This is a genomic window from Atlantibacter sp. RC6 (assembly GCF_014193285.1).
Taxonomy (GTDB): Bacteria; Pseudomonadota; Gammaproteobacteria; order Enterobacterales; family Enterobacteriaceae; genus Atlantibacter.
Genome location: NZ_JACHZE010000001.1, coordinates 469905 through 489867, shown reverse-complemented (window position 1 = coordinate 489867; position 19963 = coordinate 469905). Strand labels below are relative to the sequence as shown.

14 protein-coding genes are annotated in these 19963 nt (G+C 53.0%); all 14 read left to right on the top strand.

Annotated features, from left to right (window positions below; translation table 11 throughout):
- Positions 1-2 precede the first annotated feature (2 nt).
- The 14 genes from FHW74_RS02470 (at position 3) to tssA (ending at position 19932) form a co-directional block, all read left to right on the top strand.
- The gene (locus FHW74_RS02470; protein WP_183168993.1) at positions 3-1730 is read left to right on the top strand and encodes an OmpA family protein; all 1728 of its coding nucleotides are present in this window, start codon (positions 3-5) and stop codon (positions 1728-1730) included.
- Position 1731: 1 nt separating this feature from the next.
- Positions 1732-2223 carry an Hcp family type VI secretion system effector gene (locus FHW74_RS02465; protein ID WP_183168992.1) on the top strand — a complete coding sequence of 164 codons (492 nt, stop codon included), beginning with the start codon at positions 1732-1734 and terminating at the stop codon, positions 2221-2223.
- Between the two features lie 166 nt (positions 2224-2389).
- Positions 2390-5038: a type VI secretion system ATPase TssH gene (gene tssH / locus FHW74_RS02460; RefSeq protein ID WP_183168991.1), complete on the top strand. Its 2649-nt coding sequence runs from the start codon at positions 2390-2392 to the stop codon at positions 5036-5038.
- Positions 5039-5052: 14 nt separating this feature from the next.
- Positions 5053-5616, top strand: a complete 564-nt coding sequence (locus FHW74_RS02455; RefSeq protein WP_183168990.1) for a type IV secretion protein Rhs — start codon at positions 5053-5055, stop codon at positions 5614-5616.
- Positions 5610-6074, top strand: a complete 465-nt coding sequence (locus tag FHW74_RS02450) for a putative T6SS immunity periplasmic lipoprotein (RefSeq protein ID WP_183168989.1) — start codon at positions 5610-5612, stop codon at positions 6072-6074. The genes FHW74_RS02455 and FHW74_RS02450 overlap by 7 nt, the downstream gene beginning before the upstream one ends.
- Positions 6075-6242: 168 nt before the next feature.
- A complete protein-coding gene (locus FHW74_RS02445) occupies positions 6243-8774 on the top strand; it encodes a type VI secretion system Vgr family protein (RefSeq protein WP_183168988.1) in 2532 nt (843 codons plus the stop codon).
- Positions 8775-8788: 14 nt separating this feature from the next.
- Positions 8789-11101, top strand: a complete 2313-nt coding sequence (locus FHW74_RS02440; RefSeq protein ID WP_183168987.1) for a hypothetical protein — start codon at positions 8789-8791, stop codon at positions 11099-11101.
- Positions 11101-12072 (top strand): SUMF1/EgtB/PvdO family nonheme iron enzyme, encoded by a 972-nt coding sequence (locus FHW74_RS02435; protein WP_183168986.1) that lies wholly within the window; start codon positions 11101-11103, stop codon positions 12070-12072. The genes FHW74_RS02440 and FHW74_RS02435 overlap by 1 nt, the downstream gene beginning before the upstream one ends.
- Positions 12069-13040, top strand: a complete 972-nt coding sequence (locus FHW74_RS02430) for an SUMF1/EgtB/PvdO family nonheme iron enzyme (RefSeq protein ID WP_183168985.1) — start codon at positions 12069-12071, stop codon at positions 13038-13040. Before FHW74_RS02435 ends, FHW74_RS02430 begins: the two co-directional genes overlap by 4 nt.
- Positions 13041-13129: 89 nt before the next feature.
- A complete protein-coding gene (locus FHW74_RS02425; protein ID WP_183168984.1) occupies positions 13130-13447 on the top strand; it encodes a hypothetical protein in 318 nt (105 codons plus the stop codon).
- Between the two features lie 10 nt (positions 13448-13457).
- Complete coding sequence (locus FHW74_RS02420; RefSeq protein WP_183168983.1) at positions 13458-13715, top strand: PAAR domain-containing protein; 258 nt, start codon at positions 13458-13460, stop codon at positions 13713-13715.
- A gap of 2 nt (positions 13716-13717) precedes the next feature.
- On the top strand, positions 13718-14899 hold the full coding sequence (locus tag FHW74_RS02415) for a hypothetical protein (protein ID WP_183168982.1): 1182 nt from the start codon (positions 13718-13720) through the stop codon (positions 14897-14899).
- A gap of 21 nt (positions 14900-14920) precedes the next feature.
- The gene (locus tag FHW74_RS02410; protein ID WP_183168981.1) at positions 14921-18337 is read left to right on the top strand and encodes an ImcF-related family protein; all 3417 of its coding nucleotides are present in this window, start codon (positions 14921-14923) and stop codon (positions 18335-18337) included.
- Positions 18337-19932, top strand: a complete 1596-nt coding sequence (gene tssA, locus FHW74_RS02405; RefSeq protein WP_183168980.1) for a type VI secretion system protein TssA — start codon at positions 18337-18339, stop codon at positions 19930-19932. Before FHW74_RS02410 ends, tssA begins: the two co-directional genes overlap by 1 nt.
- Positions 19933-19963 lie beyond the last annotated feature (31 nt).

Genomic DNA, 19963 nt, shown 5'->3' with positions numbered 1-19963 from the left:
CGATGCGTGATGTATACCGGAATCTGTTAACCGTCCTGGGGGCTGTGCTGGCGTTATGGCTGATCCTGGGTTTCTGGCCGCTATCTGTCGGCAGCCGCGTGGCATTAAGCCTGCTGGTTATTCTGGTCTGTGGCGTCTTGCTCTGGCGTCAGCACCGGATATCAGAAGTACGGGCACAGGCGCTTAGTGAGATAGCGGACGGAGACCTGCCGCCGGAAGAATTTCAGGGGGCGGTCATTCTGGCTTGTGGGGATAACACCGCACTTTTTGCCGCCGGCACACGGCAGCGTGAAACCCGCCAGGGCTGGTATCTGCAGGTGAAGGATGCCGGACAACTGCCGTTACTCGCACAGCACCTCTGCCGGGTGCGCCCGGCGCAGGTGTCGCAGATTTCTGTATTACTGGCCGTGCTGCCTGAATGCCACACGTCTGCGGAGGATTTCACCCGGCGTCTGCGCAGCTGGCAACGTGCAATAGCGCAGTGTCGCGTAGCCCTGGGCCGTATGCCGCCCGTGTGGATCGTGGCCTGGGTGACACCGCCAGCGGCCTGTTCAGGCGCAGAGCCGGTCTGGTTTACCACCGTCAGCCAGCGGACGGGGATCCAGGTTCATCAGCCCGGACAGAGCAGTCTGTCACTAACAGACTGGATGCGGGAAACAGCTGCGGACGAACGGTTGTCCCGTCTGAGCCAGGGGCTGTGGCTTGACAGCCTTATGGTCTGGCAGGGGAATGCAGTGGGTAGCCTGCTGTCGGTGCGACAGGGCGAGCTGCCTGCCATTAAACCCTGCGCACAGGGGCTTTGCATGGCGCCGGTGAAGGGGGAGGCGAATAACCTCTGGCAACAGCATATCGCTTCAGTCACGGCGCTGCCGCCTGACACCGCCCTGGCCGCTGATCTCTTACCGTTGCCTGAACTCCTGCTGCCGGCACTGCCGCGCCGACGTGGCGTCAGCCACCGGATGATCTTCTGGCGCTATGTCGGCCTGCTGGGGGGGATATTCCTCGCGCTGGCGATGCTGGCGTCCTGGGTCAATAACCAGCGGCTAATCATGAACGTGGGCGATCACCTTGCCCTCTATCACCGTCTGAGCGGTACACCCCCCTTGCCGAAATTACGAGCGCAGCAGCGCCTGCGCGCGGATGCATCCCTGCTGGATGACTGGCAGCGCCGGGGGGAGCCTGTGCGCTACCGGCTGGGGCTGTATCAGGGGCTGCGTCTTATCCCGCCACTTGAGGCCGCGGTTAGTGACTGGGCGCCTCCGCCGCCTCCGCCACCGGTTATCAAAAAAATCGTGCAGGGACCAAAAACTCTCCGTCTCGACAGCATGTCGCTGTTTGACGTGGGCAAATGGACGCTCAGACCCGGCTCCACGAAGCTGCTGGTGAACTCGCTGGTTGGCATCAAAGCCAGGCCCGGCTGGCTGATTGTGGTGGCCGGTCACACCGACAACACCGGGGATGACGCATCCAACCAGGTGCTGTCGCTTAAGCGCGCCGAAGCGGTGCGCGACTGGATGCGCGACACCGGCGACGTGGCGGAAAGCTGTTTTGCGGTGCAGGGCTACGGCGAAAGCCGCCCTGTCGCCACCAATGACACCCCGGAAGGGCGCGCGCTCAACCGCCGTGTCGAAATCAGTCTGGTACCGCAGGCGGATGCCTGCCGGATGCCGGGCACCCCCCGGGCGCCATCGCAGGATGATGACGCCGCTCAAAATGAAATGGAGAAGTGAAATGGCAATTCCAGTCTATCTGTGGCTGAAGGACGATGGCGGCGCGGACATCAAAGGTTCCGTTGACGTGAAAGACCGTGAAGGCAGCATCGAAGTGGTGGCGCAGGAGCACACCCTGTACATCCCGACCGACAACAACACCGGCAAGCTGACCGGCACGCGTATCCACACGCCGTTCCTGTTCACCAAGGAAATCGATTCATCCAGCCCGTACCTGTACAAGGCGGTGACCACCGGCCAGACCCTGAAATCAGCGGAGTTCCGGTGGTACAAAATCAACGATGCGGGCCAGGAAGTGGAGTACTTCAACACCAGGCTTGAGAACGTGAAGCTGGTGAAGGTTGCCCCGCTGATGCACGACATCAAGGAGCCTTCCAAGGAGAAGCACAACCACCTGGAGCGCATTGAACTGCGCTACGAAAAAATCACCTGGACCTACAAAGACGGCAACATCATTCATTCCGATTCCTGGAACGAACGTACCACCGCCTGATTACCCGCAGCAGACGGTTTACCGTCTGCTGTTTTTGTTTCCTGAGCGGCCGGTTGTCGGCCCCTGAGCAAACAAAAACGAAACTGACACTGACCCTGTGCGCTTTGGGTTCCCGGTTAAACGGGAAAGCGAGGGGCGGTAGCGTGCCTGAAAAAGGAATACTGAAATGGAAAATCCAGCCATCCTGTTACGTCGCCTGAACCCGTACTGCGCCCGCGCGCTGGAAGGCGCCGCCTCCCTGTGCCAGACCCGCGCCCACGCGGAAATCCTGCCGGAGCACTGGCTGCTGAAGCTGCTGGAGCAGGGCGAAGGCGACCTCACGGTGCTGGCGCGCCGCTACGAGTGGGACATGGACAACATCTGGCAGGATTTGCTCGGCTGGCTGGACAAACAACCGCGCTCGGTACGCCACCGCCCGCAGCTTTCTGACGCCATCCGGACCCTGGTGCAGCAGGCCTGGCTGAGTGCCTCCCTCAGTGGTGAAGAGCAAATCCGCAGCATTCACCTGCTGATGGCGCTGGTCGGGAAACAAAATCTGGTGCGCTGCGACGGCCTGTGGCCGCTGCTGACTCTCGGGCAGAGCCAGCTTGAGCGCCTGCGCGGGCTTCTGGATGCGCAGTCGGACGAGCGCCCGGAGGTGCAGCAGGAAGAAGGGCTGAAAGTCACAACGGGCGGCGAAGTGGAGTTCGCTGGCCGTCCTGTCGGAACGGAAGTCAAAGAAGGCGAACTTTCGCCGGCGCTCCGGAACGCGCTGGACAAATTCACCCTCGATGTCACCGCCAGAGCGAAGGAAGGCAAAATCGACCCGGTATTCGGGCGTGACAGTGAAATCCGCCAGATGGTCGACATTCTATCGCGCCGGCGCAAGAACAACCCGATTCTGGTGGGCGAGCCGGGCGTCGGCAAGACCGCGCTGGTCGAAGGGCTGGCGCTCAGAATTGCCGAAGGCAACGTGCCGGAATCCCTCAAACCGGTCAGCCTGCGCACCCTTGATTTGGGCCTGCTGCAGGCGGGCGCGGGCGTGAAGGGCGAGTTTGAGCAACGCCTGAAAAACGTGATTGATGCGGTACAGCAGTCACCCGTACCCGTCCTGCTGTTTATCGACGAGGCCCACACCCTTATCGGCGCAGGCAATCAGGCGGGCGGGGCCGATGCGGCCAACCTGCTGAAACCGGCGCTGGCGCGTGGCGAACTCAGAACCATCGCCGCCACCACCTGGAGCGAATACAAACAGTACTTCGAACGCGACGCCGCGCTGGAGCGCCGCTTCCAGATGGTGAAAGTGGACGAGCCGGACGACGACACCGCCTGTCTGATGCTCAGGGGGCTGACATCCCGCTACGCGGAACACCACCAAGTGCATATCACCGATGACGCGGTGCGCGCCGCCGTCACGCTGTCGCGCCGTTATCTGACGGGCCGCCAGCTGCCGGACAAGGCCGTTGACCTGCTCGACACCGCGAGCGCGCGGGTGCGCATGAGCCTCGACACCATCCCGGAGCCGCTGACCCGCATTCGCGCGCAACTCACCGCGCTTGCAATGGAGAAACAGGCGCTGCTGGAAGATATTGCGCTGGGCAACCCTTCACAGGGTGAACGTCTGGCGACCATCGGGCAGGAGGAGAACGCGCTGACTGTGAAACTCGACGAACTGGAAACCCGGTACGGCGAGGCGCTCTCACTCACCGGACAGCTGCGGGAAAGCCGCCAGGATATCTCCCGTCAGAGTGAGACGCACGACCTGCAACAAAAGCTGAATGCCCTGCAGCACGGTAACCCGCTGCTGGCGGTGGACGTGGACGTGCGCACCGTGGCGACGGTGATTGCCGACTGGACCGGCGTACCGCTCTCCTCATTAATGAAGGATGAGCAGACCGGACTGCTGACGCTGGAAGACGAAACCGGCAAACGCGTGGTGGGCCAGGACAGCGCGCTGAACGCCATCGCCCAGCGTCTGCGCGCCGCGAAAACCGGGCTGACGTCCGAAAGCGGCCCGCAGGGGGTGTTCCTGCTGGTCGGCCCGAGCGGAGTGGGCAAAACCGAAACCGCGCTGGCGCTGGCCGATACCCTTTATGGTGGCGAAAAGTCGCTCATTACCATCAACCTCTCCGAATACCAGGAGCCGCACACCGTCAGCCAGCTCAAGGGCTCACCGCCGGGCTACGTCGGCTACGGCCAGGGCGGCATTCTCACCGAAGCGGTGCGCAGGCGCCCCTACAGCGTGGTGTTGCTCGATGAAGTGGAAAAAGCCCACCGCGACGTGATGAACCTGTTCTACCAGGTGTTCGACCGCGGCTTTATGCGCGACGGCGAAGGGCGGGAAATCGACTTCCGTAATACCGTCATCCTGATGACCTCGAATCTCGGCAGCGACCACATCATGCAGCTGCTGGACGAACAGCCCGACGCCACCGACGCCGACCTGCACGAACTGCTGCGCCCGATTCTGCGCGACCACTTCCAGCCGGCGCTGCTGGCGCGCTTCCAGACGGTGATTTACCGCCCGCTGGGAGCAGCGGCGATGCGCGCCATCGTGGAGATGAAACTGGCGCAGGTCAGCGCACGCCTGCACCGCCACTACGGCCTGACCACGCAGATTGACGAGAGTCTGTACGACTCGCTGACCGCCACCTGCCTGCTGCCGGACACCGGGGCGCGCAACGTCGACAGCCTGCTGAATCAACAGATTCTGCCGGTGCTGAGCCGGCAACTGCTCATGCACATGGCCGCGCAGCAGAAGCCGAAAACCCTGACGCTCAGCTGGAGTGAGGAAGAGGGGATTGGGCTGGAGTTTTCAGGCGCGGCTGAAAGCTAATCCGGAGGCAGGGAATGTCTATTGATGATGCCAGCAAGAAGAAAAAGAACGACAATAAACAGAGCGATGATTCAGCCAGAGAACTGACCACCGGAGAGATCGCCTTAGCCAGAACGGTATTTGGTAGCCGGATCGATTACGAGAAGGTAAAAATCCATCACGATAGCTATCTGCCATTTGGGTTGCAGGATGAACATACAGCAATGACCCCTAATGGTGAAATATATTTCCGGTATTGGTATCGCGATGACTTCTCAAAAAGCTTGCCATTTTTACGTCATTTATTTATTCACGAAATGAGTCATGTGTGGCAGCGGGAAAGAGGAATGAATGTGATAGGCAGGGGACTTGTGAGTTGGATGGTTAGTTATCGTTATACACTTGATGGTCGTTTGTTGAGTGAGTATCCGATGGAACAGCAGGCGCAGATTATTGCGGATAGTTTTACTTTGCAAACAGAAGACTATTATGGCTGGTTAAAGCTCAGGATTGACCATAGTATAACTTTGGATGGTGATATTTCGGAGTCTATCATTCGACAAAAGTATAAATACGCGTTAAGAGGGTTCCCATGGTGATTTTAGAAGTGTGTCGGACTCTGCGTGTAAGCCTGTTTGCTATTATATGCTTACAAACATTAACTGGGTGTCCTGGGGCTGGTGACAGGCTTGAGCCAGATGAGGAGGGGCATGTAACCGTTAATAATGGAAGTGTTTGTTTCGCTGTCAATAATAGTGATGGCTATGTATTAAAATATATCTCCATTAATCCCAGGGGAACAAAACCCAAAGATGAAAACATTATATTTAACCCATCCTTGCGCATAAATAATGAATTACTTTGCATTCCACCATCATTTTATAAGTTCAATAAAGATGGTGAGTATTTTATACAAGCCAGTTTTGCATCTTTAAAACATGCAGATCACCCTCGACGTATAGTTTCCGCACTGGAAGTGAGAAAGGGCGTGGTTTATAGCATACGGCCCAATGACATGGAGATCCTTAGGCCCTATGATGAAATGATTAAAGATTGATCATAATTTCCGAAGGCAAAGTAGTTTTATTCTTGCTGCTCGATATCTCCCGGTACTCGAGTTGTAATCACTCTTTTTCGCACTCGTTAAGCACCTTCTGATTAAACCTGCTAATTGCCTGTCGGTAACACAGTCATGGACGACATATTACCCTATGGAGCCAATATTATGAGTCTGAACGATACACTGAATAACCCCTTATCTGCGCTAACTGAAGGCGGACTGAACCGCTACCGTCTTGATATTCCGTCCTGCACTGCCTCACTGGATGTGGAAGAGTTCAGCGGTAATGAGTTCATGAGTGAGCTTTACCACTACGACGTTATCTTTACCAGCATTAATAAAAACATTAGTTCAGCACAACTGTTGAGTAAACCAGCAACGCTGACCATGGGAACCGGACCACTGATGGGGCTGACCGGGGAGAAAGTGGTGCACGGCGTGGTGACCCATTTTAAGCGTATCAGTGGTTCACGTGACCAGGCGACGTACCAGATTATTATTGAGCCATTCCTGTCTTTACTGCGCAAGCAATTCCGTACCCACCGCTTTTTTGTCAATAAGTCGGTACCGGAAGTCGTCACCGAAGTATTGCAGGAGCACGGCCTGAAAGGCTGGGAATATGAATTCACCCTCAAAGCCGACTATCCGAAGCGTGAACAGATTAACCAGTATCAGGAGAACGACCTCGCCTTCATTGAACGTCTGCTGGCCGAAGTGGGCATATTCTACTTCTTTACCCTGCAACCCGACACCCAGACCGAAGTGGTGCATTTCGCGGACAAGCAAAGTGCCTGGACGTTTGGTAAAACGCTGCCGCTCAACAGCCCGTCGGGGATGAATGATAATGCGGTGGATTCAGTGTGGGGCGTCAACGTCCGGCACAATGTGGTGGAGCGTTCGGTTACCGCCAATGATTATAACCATCGCGAGGCGCAGAACATCCTGATGTCCGTTCCGGCGGACATGACCCGGGGCGACGGTGAGGGAATGACTTACGGTGATGTGTATCACTATCGCCCGCGTCACCTTGAGCGTGGCGACAAAATTAATCCGACAGCGGAAACCGGCAACTTCTGGGCACGCCTGGAGCATGAGCGTTTTCTGTCGAACCAGACCACGGTCAGTGGCAGCAGTAATGATGCGCGGCTTTCTCCGGCACAGGTACTGACCATTAGTGAACAGACTGTACCGCCGACCCTGCCGTCTGAAACAGAGAACGGCATTATCATCACCCGCACGGGTTACATTGCCAGCCGTAAAGATGCTCTGATAGTGATGTGGGAAGGGATGCCGTATTACGAGAACCGCTGCTGGCGTCCAGCCCCCAAAAAGCGCCCGGTGGTCAGCGGCACCCTGATGGCGCGCGTGACCAGTGCGAAGGCCAATGATATTTACGCCTGGCAGGATGCGTCGGGCATGTACCGGGTAAAATTCGATGCCGACCGCGATGACAAGCGTCAGGGCATGGAAAGTATGCCGGTACGTTTTGCCAAACCTTACGGTGGTGATAAGTACGGCTTCCACTTCCCGTTGATTCAGGGCACGGAAGTTGCTATTGCGTTCCACGAAGGCGATCCGGATCGCCCGTATATCGCCCATGCCCTGCACGATTCTCGCCACGTTGACCACGTTACTGAACTGAACAGCACGCGCAACGTTATCCGCACTGCGGGCCTGAATAAGCTGCGCATGGAAGACAAGCGTGGCGAGGAGCACGTCAAACTCAGTACGGAGTACGGGGGTAAGACCCAACTTAATTTAGGTCACAATGTAGACGCTTCCCGGGCACTGCGAGGTGAAGGTGCAGAATTACGAACTGACGACTGGGTGAGTATTCGGGGCGGCAAGGGGATTTTCATCAGTGCCGATAATCAGCCTAAAGCGCAGGGACAAATGCTGGATATGAATGCTGCTGTTGCTCAATTGCAGGCCGCACTACAGTTGGTGACCGCTCTGGCGCAAAGTGCCAATACATCAGGTGCTATGGAATCTGATGTGGGCTCTCAACAACAACTCGGTAATGTTTTGGCCCAATTGAAAGGGGCCGGATTACTGGCCTCTGCCCCGGCAGGGATCGGTCTTGTGACACCGAAAAATATCCAACTCTCAGCTGGCCATACGCTGACCGCCACAGCGGGTGAGAATGTGGATATGAGCATAATGAAGAAATTTACCCTTGCTGCAGGAGAGGCTATTAGCTTGTTTGCCCAGCGGATGGGGATGACAATATTTGCTGCCAGAGGCAAAGTGGATATTCAGGCGCAAACTGACGCTATGCGAATACAGTCAGACAAAATAATGAATATCAACAGCGTTAACGGTGAGATAGTACTGAATGCGGCTAAGGGGATTACCCTGACCAGTAAAGGCGGTGCGTACATAAAAATAAAAGATGGATCTGTCGAAATTGGTGCCCCAGGAAAAATAGAGCTTAAAAGCACAAATATTTTATGGGGCGGAAGCGCTTCGCTTGAACAGGCTCTTTCTCCCATGACGGTAAGCGATCCCGAGTTTCATAACCCAATGAATGGTGGATTCCAGATCCAGGATCAGGCCAATAATCAGCCTAAACCCTACATCCCTTATCGGATAGAAACAGAGGATGGACAAGTTATTCGTGGCGTCACAGATGAAAATGGCTATACGCAAGCCCATTATGGTGTTGACCCGAAAACGATTAAATTATTTTTTGAATAATCAGGGAGAAGATGATGAGTGAGCAAGAAACATCCGCTGCAGAACATTCATTAAGTAAAGTAGAAAAAAATTTCAAAGTCGTTCTTCATAAATCGTGTCAATGTTATTTCAGAATAGAAACTCTTGAACTGATTTTCATAGAAGAAGCCGATGCCGCTGAATTTGAAAAGGCGATGAGTAAACTTTGTGAGCTGGTAGATAAACAGCATAAGGCCAAAGCGGATTATTCACAGGCAATAGAAAAATATGGTAATAATCTGAAAGATATTGCCAATAAAGATAAGCTCACGGAGTATGAGGATAAAATTACCTCAACTGAAACCGCTCTTGATAAAGCAACGAAAGAACTCCAGGCTGAGTTGGGCGAGCTTAATGAACAGACAGGCTATAAACCCGTGATTGAGCTGATTCCCCTTCAGCCTTTAAACAAAGGAATTTATGGTCGATGTTATTCGTATGTCAAACAGTCTGATTATGATGCGTATAAAAGTAAATTTACTATCATTTCTGTTGATACGTTTAGCGGTGAGACGATCTTTACTAAAGATGATAAAGGCAACATTACGGGAATAAATATCAGTGCGTTAAAAACAAAATTATCTTCCGCACAAAAAGTCATCAAACAGATGATGGATAATACCATGAGCGTTAGCGCGGATATTAGCTATGAAACTACGCTGACAGACTGGGCCGAAGCATGGAATAATCAGTATAAAGAATATACTAAAGAAGGAACTTATATTGATGTCTCTGCTGGAGCACAATTTCTTCGGCTGACTGCCAATGCCTCCACGCTGAATACATGGAACCCGGATAGTGGTGATGTCCATATAAAAGGCGAGGCGAAAGCAGATTTAGCCGTTTTTTGTGGTAAAGTGAACTCAACCATTTATGTTCCAGACCGGGTTGGTTGGGAACTTAAATTTATGGTCAATGATACTAAAGAAGCAAATATTGGGATTTTACGGGCAAAGATTGACGGAGAGCTTACGGGTTATGTCGGCGCCTCAGCGCAGGCGGAAGGCAACCTGCAATTTGTTACGTTCGGTAATAAGCAATTATTGATGGGAAACCGCACGCCGGGTTCGCGTTTTGCTACACGGAAAAAAGAAGGGGTAACAATCAAAGACAGCAAAGAGAACCCCAAGGGGCTGGAGCTGAAGGGGGAAGCCTTTGGTGGCGCAAAAGTCGGTGGCAGTCTGGGCGGGGCAATACAGTGGTTAAAGCCCTTTGATTCGTTGGTGGACGAACTGCCGAATATATTGCATACCTTTGGGTTAGATTCACCCGCACTAAAGGAAATACTTCCTCCTGTCAGGCAGTCAGAAAAGAAAAAAGAAGCACATCTGGGAAAATTCGAGGACTTCGCCTCGTTGACTCTGGGAGGCGATGTGGAGTTAGGCATCGGCCTGAGCGGTGAATTCAGAGTCCGGTTTGTAAAAGGAAAGTTCAGATTCCATATTAAAGGCAGTTTGTGTCTGGGGCCAGGGGCAAAAGGTGAGGTTGAAGGTGAAATTACGCCTGAACTGTTCCAGGAGTTCGCTATCTGGGTCATTTATCAGTTGTATGGTATTGATTATAAACATTTGACTATTATTACTAAGGAAGCATTCCTTGCGTTGTCTTATATATTGGTAATGGGTGGTAAAGAAATTTATGATGAATATTATAATAAAGCACGAGTTGAATTTGTAAATATATTATCTGATTTTAATTCGTTTATTGTTAAAAATGTTGATGAAATCCTCGAAGCAAAAAAACAATCAACTGCACGTAATGATTTTTCTGACATGATTAATTCAAATCCCGGTAGCGTTTATTTGTTTTCTCCTGAAGCAAAAGGTGTTGCTCTGTATATCCTTACGGGTGATGGCGCATATGATCGTATAGATATTAATAATCAAGGGGATGGTTTTTTACCTGATGCTGGGAAAAATAGAAAGACGGCTGTGTTGTATATTTTATCCAGTATTCAGACTAAGCGGGAATGGAAGAAGGTATTGACACGAATTACTAAGGAAGGAACAGTCTTTCCGGGCAATGAAGATACCATAGTCAAACTAGCTCAAGAGAATTTGACTGAATTTTTGCAGATAGGGTTTAACCGAGATAAAGAGCTAGAAGTTATCATTGATAGGTTAAACCTGAGGGATTTTGACGAAGTATTAAGTCGTTTGAAAAATAAACCCGCCTATGGGTATGCATTTTCCCCTAATTGTTCTAAACAGTATTATTTACACTGTGATGATAACCCATTCTATAGCTCCCTATGTCATTTTGTACCAGTCGACCCTCAGTATAAGCAAAAATGGGAAGGGAATGAATAATGAATAACTACAGACTATATAGATATAGTGTCTTTCTTTTTTTAATTGGTAGCGGTTGTGATAATTCCAGTCAGTCTATAAAACATTCTCCGCAGGAGCAGGAAGAAATTCAACAATACATAAATAAAGTAAAGTCCGACCTGGTCTATATCAAAGGTGGTACTTTCTGGATGGGGGATTTCTGCAAGAAAATGAGAGATGGCGGTCCTTATTGTTCTCCAGAGAAAGACACCAAACCTCTTCATGAGGTTGAACTCAGCAGTTATTCTATTGGTAAATTTAAAGTTACGCATGAGGACTATGATTTTTATCTCAAAATGGCTGGCTTACCAAAACAATATTTTAAAGAAAAGTTCGAGGTAGATATGCTGGCGACTATGACACTCTTCGAGAATAGTCCAGCAGTAGTAACCTGGAGTGAGTCACATAATTATTGTTCTTGGCTTAAAAAAGAGACAGGACTACCATTCTCTCTTCCAACTGAAGCACAGTGGGAGTACGCAGCGCGCAGTCATGGGAAATATATATTAGTTGCTACAGATACTGGTGTTTGGCGTGAGGACAGTAAAACAAAACAAGGCGAAAATTATGCAACTGATGAAGACAGACAAATAGTTGAAGACAAATTTGGAATAAATGGTGTTTTGGTTCACTTTCCTGTGGATAAATATCCTGCTACGCCATTGGGTTTGTATGGTATGGCAGACAATGGTTATGAGTGGGTAAAAGACTGGTATGATCCTGATTATTACAAATATCCATCACAAAAAGATCCTCAAGGCCCCGAAAAACCTGTTGTTAAAGACAAAGATACCGGACAGTACTGGAAAGTTAGGCGCGGAGGAAATAACCCTGATCCCACAGGGGACGTCGGCCTGACATTTTTCCGTGGGTATAATATTCCAGATAATGATTTCCCGGATGGCACAACAGTCCGTTGCGTCGTTAACTCTCCTGAGCCAATAAAATGAAAGACACTTTATATCAATTCAATCTTATTATTCTGCTTTTCTTTATCAGTGGCTGTGATAATTCAGCGAACACAATAAACCATACCCCCCAGGAACAGGCTCAACTACAACAATATATTAAAAGAGTAAAAGCTGACATGGTGTATGTCAAAGGCGGCACCTTCTGGATGGGAGATTTCTGCAAAAAAATGAGAGGTGGCGGTCCTTATTGTTCTCCAGAGAAAGATACTAAACCTCTTCATGAAGTAGAACTCAGCAGTTATTCTATTGGTAAATTTAAAGTTACACATGAGGATTATGATTTCTTTTTAAAAATGGCAGGCTTACCCGTGCAGGGATTCGATAAAAAATGGAGGAATGACATATTAGCTGAAATGACTCACTTTAAAAATAGCCCCGCTATAGTACGTTGGACTGAAGCAAATAATTACTGTCGCTGGTTGAAAAATGAATCTGGATTACCTTTTTCGCTTCCGACAGAGGCACAATGGGAGTATGCTGCACGGAGTCGTGGGGGTAACATTTTAGTAGCTACAGATGATGGAGTTTGGAGAGAAAATGAGAAAAATGGACAAGGAGAAAACTACGCAACTGATGTAGATAGACGCAAAGTTGAAGAACAGTTTGGAATAAATGCGTTGTCAGTTTCTTTTCCAGTAGATAAATACCCACCCTCTTTACTTGGCTTGTATGGCATGGCTGACAATGGTTATGAGTGGGTAAAAGACTGGTATGATCCTGATTACTACAAATACTCTCCAATAAAAGATCCCCAAGGTCCAGAAAAGCCAGTCATAAAAGATGATGATACCGGGCAGTACTGGAAAGTGCGACGCGGAGGAGATCACCCTGATCCAACAGGGGACGTCGGCCTGACATTTTTCCGTGGTTATAATATTCCAGATAATGATTTCCCGGATGGCACAACAGTCCGTTGCGTGGTTAACTCTCCTGAGCCAATAAAATGAAAGGCAATATATCAATTTCATATTATTATATGACTTTTCCTTATCGGTGCTCTCTTGGGTAGTATTGAAATAATGAAGCCAATAATCGAGTGACTTACAGTGAAAAATCAACCGATATTGAAACTGAAATAAGCAACGAGAGAGTGGGTTTCAAAAAACAAGTTCAATGGGGCAATCGAAAAGAATTTAGCTTTGGAAAGTCATGGGGGATAAAAACGGATGGCACTATTGGAGAACAGTATTCTTATAAATTCAGCACCTCAGATATAAAGAATCCTGTTTTTGGTGTTATCAACAATTCTGGTTGGATCCTCAAAAAGAGCTTGGTGGATAAGTATGGCTCCCCTTGGCGCTGGCTCATATTCATAGCAATAGTTTTACTTGGGGCTGCGTGTTATCTGAATTAAAGGAATAATTATGCAGGGCGTAATTCGTATTAATGATAAAACAACGCATGGCGGCACAGTGCTTGAAGGGAGTTCCGGCGTGAAGTTTATGGGGCTGGAGGTTGCCTGTTTGATGGATAAAGTATTCTGTCCTGTGCATGGCGAAACATTTATTGCCGAGGGTGATGAAGGTTCAAAAATTAATGGCAAGCCTGTTGCACTGCATGGCCATCGCTGTGGTTGTGGTTGCACATTGATTTCTTCATTACCTAATGCAGGAAAACGATAATTATGCCAGTTGATCTCAAACAGATCCCGAAGGCAGAGCCCTTACCTGTTCCTCCCGACAGGTCTCGCTGGTTTCTCGTGATTGCCCTGATAGGAGTGGCAGGAGCCGTACTGGTGCTCACTCTTTGGCCAAAAGGATTGACCACACATTCCACTTGGTTCTGGTTCTGTATGCTGCTCGTTCCTTTTTCAGCAGGGCTGGCTGGCTATATTGTCAGGTTGCGGCACTATGAAAATGAACGCGATCGCGTCATGTGGTGGAACCATTTACATCAAACGCAGTATGACGAGCAGGTATCACTGGGTCGGCAAGCCCTTGGTGTACTTGGAATAAGTTACACTACGCCAGTCGCCAGCAACAAACTCGCTGCCGCAATTTTACAGGGAGCCAATGTGCTTCAGTCACATTACTCCCAAGCCCTGCAGTCTGTATTGATTTCGGCCTCACTCTCTCCGGCATTAAAAATATCTAATGAAGCAGAACATCAGTCACGGCTTGAAGCGGTTTTGGGCAATGTCATCCGGCAGTTACATAGCGAACTGGCACAATTCACCGGCAAGCTTGTTGTTCGCCTTCGCCATGATGGCGTGTTGAATGATGAGTATATTATCACGATCTGGCAGAGGACTTTTCCTGAGACATACGCTATTAGCGATTTCAGCATCAGCACTGAAAACGATGGATTAATGTGGCTTGACGAATGGCTCGACAGGCGCGATGACACGCTATTCCTTTCCGTTGAAATTAATTTATTTCTGCTGGCCCGTGACAGGCAGGCCGAATCAGTATCCGCCCTGTTACTGGCTTCTCCCGCATGGCTGAAGCGGCAACATATCAAGCCGCAAATGTGGATACACCGCCCGGTTGTGGTCAGGGATGCCGAAGATGCTGTTGCAGATGCGGCGAATTGGGGAGACGTAACCGTAGGATCACCTTGGTATTTCTGGCGTACGCAGGTGAAAAGCGATGCGCTGGCATCTGTTCTTCAGGTGATGGATAAGTCAGGATTTTTATCTGCTAAAAAAGGTGAGCAGGTTCTGGATGATGCTTTTGGCAGGCCAGCGGCCGCGGTCGCCAATATCACTCTGATTTGCGCTTGTGAACATGCCGTAAATTCGGGAATGCCGCAATGGCTAATGATTGGTGATCAAACCACTCAACTGGCTGTTGTCCATCCTGCATAATGCTACGCAAAGGATCGTGATGTGAAAAAGAAAAAACGCCTCAGTACCTGGTTGCTCATCCTAATTATTGCGGCTACAGGAGGGGCATTAATCTGGACTGAAAATCCCTTCGTTCATCTTCGTACCACTGAGAATAAACTAACGACTTCGTTGGCTGTTGCCGGTTTGTGTTTGTTCATTTTGCTCTGCGATGATTTATTTGTCCGGTTGTGGCAATGGTTTATTGCTTTGAGCTTTATTCAGCAACTTCGGGAATTATCGGGAAAAAACCTTCGGCAAGAAAAAGCATCGCGTGCTGACCAGGAAAAATACGACGAAACAGTCAAAATCATCCGCCTCGCCATGCGCAACCTCTACGGTCGACGCTGGGGCAGTAAAACACGCATCCTGCTGATAACCGGAACCACCGCTGAGGTGGAGCAACTGACCCCGGGCCTGACGGACAAGCTCTGGCAGGAAGACCGCGGCACGCTGTTGCTGTGGGGCGGCGACCTCAACACGCCCGCCGACAGCGCCTGGCTGACCGCGCTGCGCAAACTGCGCCGCCGTCCGGTGGATGGTCTGGTGTGGGTCACCTCGGCCTTTGACCAGCTCTCAGCGCCAGGGCTGGAACAGGCGTTGCCGGTACCGTCTGAAAGCGCCATGGATTCCCTGTCTCATGCCATCAGCAATCGTATGAAAAAGCTGGGCTGGACACTCCCGCTGTACGTCTGGTCCCTGCACCCGCGTGCCGGAAAGACGGAAGGGCGCATTGTGCAGGCCACAGGCTGCCTGCTGCCCGCCGGATGTCGTACTGAGGGACTGGCAGAGCAACTCGCTGCCCTCACGCCGCAACTGACCTCACAGGGGCTGCAACAGACCTGTGGTGAAGCGAAGCATAACTTTTTACTGACGCTTGCCGACCAGCTTATCCGCGAACCACAGAGCATGACCGCGCCGCTGTCGGTGATGCTCAATCCGTACCGACCGCTGCCGCTGGCCGGTGTGGTGTTCAGCCAGCCTTCTGCCTGTGCCGAGCGTACCGTGCCGCACCACTGGGGCATGGATAAGCGCTGGGATGTCCTGCCTGAGTCCGTTCGGTTGCTGCCTGCGGCTCTGCGTCCGCACAAACCGGGCGTTCCATGGCGCAAAGTGTTGGCGTCGGTTGTTGCGCTTATGATGGTGGGCCAGGCCGCATGGATGGGCATCGCGTATGTCGCCAACCGCAGTCAGATTAACGACGCGAATGCCCAGGCCGCACTTGCCGCCCGGCAGAACCAGCCTCTGGAACAGCGTCTGCACGCCCTGTCGGAACTTCAGAAAACCCTGGCACGTCTGCAGTACCGTTCAGAGCACGGCGTGCCCTGGTATGAACAGGCCGGGCTGAGTCAGAACACTGCGCTGCTGGCGGCACTCTGGCCACGTTACCAGGACAGCGCCTTACCGTTACTGCGTGATGCAGCCGCGGACCACCTGCAGACGCAGCTTAATGCCTTTAATGCGCTGCCGCCGGACAGTCCGCTGCGCGAGCAGATGGCAAAAAACGCCTATGACCAACTGAAGCTCTGGCTGATGCTGGCGCGCCCGGAACATATGAATGCCGCCTGGTTCAGCGCTGCGCTGCTGCGCGACTGGCCGAAGCGTGACGGCGTGAAGGACGGCGTCTGGCAGGGCATGGCCCCGTCACTGCTGTCGTTCTATGGCGCGCAGCTGGTCACGCATCCGCAGTGGAAGCTGGCTGATGATGAGAACATGGTCAGCCAGGCGCGTTCCCTGCTGGTTCGCCTGATGGGCGTTCGCAACAGCGAATCGACCCTCTACCAGAAGATGCTCTCCCGGGTGGCGCACCTTTATGTCGATATGCGTCTTGAGGACATGACCGGCGATACCGATGCGTCACGACTGTTCACTACCGCCGAAATCGTGCCGGGGATGTTCACCCGCCAGGCCTGGGAGCAGGCGGTGCAGCCCGCCATCGAAGACGTTGTGAAAGCGCGCCGGGATGAGCTGGACTGGGTGCTCACGGACAGCAGGCGTCCGGTTAGTAAGCAGGACGACATCTCCCCGGAAGCGCTACAAAATCGCCTGACGGAGCGCTACTTTGCCGACTTTGGCGGCGCATGGCTGGAATTCCTCAACAGCCTGCGCTGGAATCAGGCCGACACGCTGTCGGATTCCATTGACCAGTTGACTCTGATGGCCGACGTGCGCCAGTCACCCCTGGTGGCGCTGATGAATACCCTGAACGTGCAGGGGCGCACCGGGCAGACCGGGGAGGCGATTTCAGATTCACTGGTGAAATCGGCGAAAAATTTGCTGAGCAGTGATAATAAAGACGCCATCGACCAGAGCGCTGGCGCCCACGGTCCGCTGGATGCGACCTTTGGTCCGGTGCTGGCGCTGATGGACAAAAGCCGTACCGGAACCGATGCCCAGAGCCTGCAGTCGTACCTGACCCGGGTGACGCAGGTGCGTCTGCGCCTGCAGCAGGTGACCAATGCCGCCGACCCGCAGGCGATGACGCAGACCATTGCCCAGACTGTATTCCAGGGCAAAGCCGTGGACCTCACCGAAACCCGCGATTACGGCAGTCTGATTGCCGCCGGGCTCGGCCAGGAGTGGAGCGGTTTTGGCCGGGCCGTGTTTGTAACCCCGATGGAACAGGCCTGGCAGCAGGTGCTGACCCCGGCGGCGGAAAGCCTTAACAGCCAGTGGCAACAGGCGGTAGTCAGCGAGTGGAACAGTGCCTTTGGCGGGCGCTATCCGTTCAACGAGTCCAGCAGCGATGTCTCTCTGCCGCTGCTCGCAAAATACCTCAATGCCGATTCCGGGCGTATCGCCCAGTTCCTGCAGACCCGCCTCAAGGGCGTACTGCACAAGGAAGGCAACCACTGGGTGCCGGACAGCATCAACTCGCAGGGACTGGCCTTTAACCCAGCGTTCCTCAATGCCATCAATACCCTGAGCCATATCTCGGATGTCGCCTTCACCGAAGGCAATGCCGGGATGAACTTCGAACTGCGCCCGGGCACCGCCGATGGCGTGATGCAAACCGACATGATTATCGACAGCCAGAAACTGACCTACGTTAATCAACTGCCGACGTGGAAGCGCTTCACCTGGCCTGCGGATACCGAAGCGCCCGGTGCGAACCTGAGCTGGATAAGTACTCAGGCAGGAACCCGTCAATATGCGGATATCCCGGGAGCTTGGGGGTGGATACGCCTGTTGGATAGCGCCGCCGTCAGTGCTTACCCGGGCGTTGACAGCAGTTACAGCCTGAGCTGGAAGGCACCAGATGGTCGCACGCTCAATTACACCCTGCGTACCGAAGCGGGAGAAGGGCCGTTGGCACTGCTGAAGCTGCGTAATTTCCGCCTGCCTGAAACCATCTTCAGTAGCATGGCGCCCTCGGACCAGACTGCCAGCGCAGGCAATGATGATGGGGAGGATGACTGATGAGCACACTTAATACCCTGCTCAGTGCCTGCCAGGCCGAAGAGGAAACGCTGGCTGCCGCCACCCGCGAACAGCTGGCGCAGTGGGAAAGCTGGTTACAGCCGCTGTCCGGCCCGTCACCTGTGGGTGACGACCCGGGCTATGACGATGACTTCCAGCAGATACGCGAGGAAATTAATAAGCTCACCGGTGCAAACACAGAGCTGATTTGCCAGCTTGCAGAAAAGATACTAACCACCACGGCGAAAGATATCCGCGTGGCGACCTGGTACTGCTGGGCCAGGCTGCACCGCGAGGGTGAACAGGGGCTGGCGGAAGGACTTGAGCTGCTGGGGGGCCTCCTTGAGCGGTTTGGTCCACAACTGCACCCGCAGCGTGACCGCAGCCGCAGGGCGGCGCTGGAGTGGCTGGCCGGTTCGCGCATGACCGATTCGTTGACCTTGTACCCGGAAGTAGTCAGGGAGGAGGCAATGCGGACGGCGGGTGCGCTGCTGCTGATAGCGCAGATCACTGAAAACAATCCTGATGAAACCCGCCCGCAACTTAACGCGCTGTACGGCGCGCTGGAAAACCGTTTGCAGAAAGCGGGCGGCGTGGATGCGGTGGTGCCGCAGAACGCCAGTACCAGTGACACACCTGCGATGGCCAGCCACAGCGATGCCCCGGCCATCGGGCGTATCAGCTCCGGCCAGGATTTGCTGGCCCAAGCACGCACGCTCAGCGACTACTTGCGCGAGCAGCCCGACGGCTGGCTGGCGGCACATCACCTGATGAAAAGTGTGCGCCACGACACCCTGCAACAGTTGCCCGCCCTGACCGGTGAAGGCCGTACCCGCATTGAAGCGCCGAAACCCGATCAGCGCGCGTTGCTCAAGCGGCTCTATCTGCAACAAAGCTGGAGCGAAATGCTGGAGCAGGCCGACAGCCTGTTCTCGCGCGGGGCCAACCATCTGTGGCTCGATTTGCAGTGGTATATCCACCAGGCGCTGCTGAAACTGGGCAAGGATAAGTTAGCTGACATCATCGCCGCCGATCTGAAAGGCTTGCTCTCCCGTCTGGCCGGGCTGGAAAGCCTCGCATTCAGCGACGGAACGCCGTTTGCCGATGAAGTGACGACCAACTGGATCCAGCAGAGCGTGATGGATACGACGGGTGGGTGGGGCAATGTCACCTCTCCAACACAAAGCGCCGCCGGCAACGATGACATTCTCACACTGGAGCCGGAAGCCCTGGCGTTGGCCGACAGTGATGGCCCGGAAGCGGCGCTGAACTGGTTGCAGAGCCGCCCGGGCGTCACCACCTCACGTCAGAAGTGGCTGCTGCGCCTGATGATGGGGCGCATTGCCGAGCAGTACGGTAAAAATGAACTGGCTGTGCACCTGTTTGCCGAACTGGGTAGAGGGGCTGGTGAGGTCACCCTCGAAGACTGGGAGCCGGAATTGCTGTTTGAAGTGCGCGCCCGCCACCTGAAACTCCTCAGACTGAAAGCTGGTCGCAGTGAGGCTGATAAGGCACGCCTTACGCCGGAAATGGATCAGTTACTGGCCAGACTGATAACTGTTGACCCTGCCCGAGCCGCGGTTCTTTGCAGTTAAATCATACTTAATAAGTAAAAAAACGAGCGTC